The following is a 1,754-nucleotide window of genomic DNA, read 5'->3' as shown; positions in this document are numbered from 1 at the left end:
CCCAGCAGTTCCAGCAGGCTGGCGAAGGTCGCCTCGGGGGAGAAACGCGCCGCCAGGCCGTTGCCATCGCCCAGCAGGTGCACCCCCAGCCACCAGCCCAGCAGCAGGCTCGACAGCCCGGCAAGCCCCAGGAGCCAATGGCTCAGGGAAGAAGGTTGCTTGCCCATCAAAGACCGAACTCCTCGCTGCGCTCGAAGCTGTCCGCCAGGCCGAAGGCCTTCAGCCCGCCCACCGAGGCGATGGCGTTGCGCACGAAGCGATCGTCCACCAGGTCCTTGGCGGTGTGTGCCGGGTCAAGGCCGGCCAGAAAGCCCTTGTCGCCCTCGATCAGGGTGTCCTTGAGGCGCTTGACCAACTCTTCGGTGTAGCTGGGGAACGGATACGGCTGGAAGTCGATGCGCTGCTCGTCCCAGTGGCTGTGCTGGATCGCGCCGCTGGCCAGGTAGGCCTCGCGGTCGGCCGCCGCCGGCGCCAGCACCCGGTTGAGCACCTGGGGCGCATGGGGCGTGTAGCGGTTGGCGCCATCCTTGGACAGCAGTTGCGCGGCCTCGGCGCGGTGGTCGCGGGTCCACAGCTGGGCCTTGACGATGGCGTTGACCACCTTCTGCGACCATTCGGGACGGTTGTCCAGGTCATGCTCGTGCATGAACACCACGCAGCAGGCGTGGTTGCGCCACACGTCCCCGGTAAAGCGCTGCACCCGGCCCACCTTGAGTTCCTCGGCCAGGGCATTGAACGGCTCGGCGACGATGTAGCCGGCAATCCGCTTGCTGGCCAGGGCTGGCGGCATGTCCGAAGGCGGCAGCACCACCAGGTTGACCTCGTTGGCCCCCAGGGCGCTGCCGGCGGCCTTGCTCACCGGCACCAGGCCGTTGTCGCGAAACAGTTGCTGCACCACCACGTTATGGATCGAATACCAGAACGGGATCGCCACCGACTGCCCCGCCAGTTGCTTGACCTCGGTAATGCCCGGGGCCACGGTCAGGCCGGAACCGCCGACGTGGTTCCAGGCCACCACCTTGGCCGGCACCCGGCTGCCGTAGCGGGCCCAGACGGTCATCGGCGACAGCAGGTGAATCACGTTGACCTGCCCGGAAATGAACGCCTCGATCACTTGGGCCCAACTGCGCAGCAGCACCGGGCGCTCGGCCTTGATGCCCTCGGCCTCGAACAGGCCGTTGTTGTGGGCCACCAGCAAGGGCGTGGCGTCGGTGATCGGCAGGTAGCCGATGCGCACCGGCGCGTCCGGTTCCTGGGCGGCGCGGGCCTGCAGGCTGTTGAGCAGCGGCAAGGCGCCGCCGGCAGTCAGCAGCGCGCTGAGCTTGAGAAAGTCACGACGGGTATGAGTGAAGTCGTCCAGGCACATGGTCAATCTCCGACGGTGCAGGCAAAGGGGAAGTGTGGGGGTTGCGGCTCGCCCGCCGAAGGGTCTTGAGAATCTCGATGCGCAGCGCGCCCAGTTCCTCGATCCGCTCGGCGCGCGGCGCCGGCAGCTCGATGTGCCACTGGCCGAGGGTGCGCGCCGGGCTGTTACCCAGTAGCAGCACCCGATCGGACAGCAGCAGGGCTTCGTCGATGTCGTGGGTGATCAGCAGCGCCGCGGTGCGGTGCTGGCCGATCACCTTGAGCAGCAGTTGCTGCATGTCGGCGCGGGTCACTTCGTCCAGCGCGCCGAAGGGTTCATCCAGCAGCAGCACCTGGGGCTGGCGCGCCAGGCAGCGGGCCAGTGCGGTGCGCTGGGCCATGCCGCCGGA

Annotated in this window: 2 protein-coding genes and 1 pseudogene; all 3 read right to left on the bottom strand. The window is 68.1% G+C overall.

Annotation, left to right across the window (positions count from 1 at the left end):
* A pseudogene (locus F6S12_RS31465) lies at positions 1 to 167 on the bottom strand (ABC transporter permease); the annotation flags it as partial.
* Entirely contained in the window at positions 167 to 1,366 is a 1,200-nt protein-coding gene (locus tag F6S12_RS31460) for an ABC transporter substrate-binding protein (protein ID WP_011061468.1), read from the bottom strand. The pseudogene F6S12_RS31465 and the gene F6S12_RS31460, both read right to left, overlap by 1 nt.
* Positions 1,332 to 1,754 (bottom strand): ATP-binding cassette domain-containing protein (locus tag F6S12_RS31455; protein ID WP_315869827.1); only part of this gene is annotated, 423 nt, incomplete at its 5' end. The genes F6S12_RS31455 and F6S12_RS31460, both read right to left, overlap by 35 nt.

Origin of the sequence: Pseudomonas sp. JV245A (genome assembly GCF_032424515.1) — a bacterium.
In the GTDB taxonomy this organism is placed as follows: Bacteria; Pseudomonadota; Gammaproteobacteria; order Pseudomonadales; family Pseudomonadaceae; genus Aquipseudomonas; species Aquipseudomonas protegens.
Note: the sequence above shows the minus strand (reverse complement) of the source record. Positions and strands in the feature narration are given on the sequence as shown.